This window comes from Antribacter gilvus (assembly GCF_003946865.1).
GTDB classification, from domain to species: Bacteria; Actinomycetota; Actinomycetes; order Actinomycetales; family Cellulomonadaceae; genus Antribacter; species Antribacter gilvus.
On sequence record NZ_QXTH01000038.1, the window covers coordinates 1 to 944 of the forward strand.

General features: G+C 70.0%; 1 protein-coding gene. It reads right to left on the reverse strand.

What is annotated here, in order from left to right:
* Positions 1 to 893, reverse strand: a protein-coding gene (locus tag D1350_RS23415; protein ID WP_420807834.1) for an IS5 family transposase whose coding sequence is annotated in 2 segments (ribosomal slippage) — positions 1 to 537 and positions 540 to 893 — 891 coding nt in all. Because the reading frame shifts where the segments join, the coding sequence is not laid out codon by codon here.
* Positions 894 to 944: the final 51 nt, after the last annotated feature.

The window sequence follows — 944 nt, forward strand, 5'->3', positions numbered from 1 at the left end:
CTAGGGCGTGTCCTGTGAATCGCGGAGCCAGAGGATGATGGCTGCGATCGTGAGTTCGGACCGGTAGTAGGCGGCTCGTTTGGTGTATCGGGTGGCCAGGGCGCGGAACTGCTTGAGGCGGTTGAAGCACCGCTCGACGACGTTGCGGCCCTTGTAGGTCTGCGGGTCGAACGCGGGCGGTCGCCCGCTGGCTCTGCCGCGGCGGAGCCGGTGGGCGGCGTGGTCCTTCTTCTCCGGGCTGGTGAACGCGATCCCGCGCCGGCGCAGCGCGCGGCGGGTCGCGGGGCTGGAGTAGGCCTTGTCGGCCAGGACCCGGTCGGGCCTCTTGCGGGGCCGGCCGGGCCCGTCCCGGCGGACGGCGACCTGGTCCAGCAGCGGCAGCAGCTGCGGGTTGTCCCCGGCCTGCCCCGGCGTCAGGATCACGCTCATCGGCAGGCCACGGGCGTCGGTCGCCAGGTGGATCTTGGACGTCAGTCCGCCCCTCGACCGGCCGAGCGCCTCATCATCTTCTGCGAGGTCGTTGACCCAGGCGGCCTTGCAGCCCCCTTTTTCCGGGCACCTGCGGCGTGCTGGTGGGCCCGGACGTTGGTCGAGTCGATCGAGAAGGTCCACTCGACCTTCCCGACCGCGTCGTCCTTGACCTGCACGTGGTCCAGGATCCGTTCCCAGGTCCCGTCCGCGGTCCACCGACGCAGCCGCTCGTGCAGCGTCTTCCACGGCCCGTACTTCGCAGGCACGTCCCGCCACGGCGTCCCGGCCCGCAACCGCCACAAGATCCCGTTGATCACCTGCCGGTGATCACGCCACCGACCACCACGACCCGACGAGACCGGCAGCAACGGCTCGATCCGCGCCCACGCCGCATCCGTCAACTCACCCCGACCAACACCCACAACCCGGACATTACCGAACCACCGACCAGGCCATTCACAGGACAGGCCCTA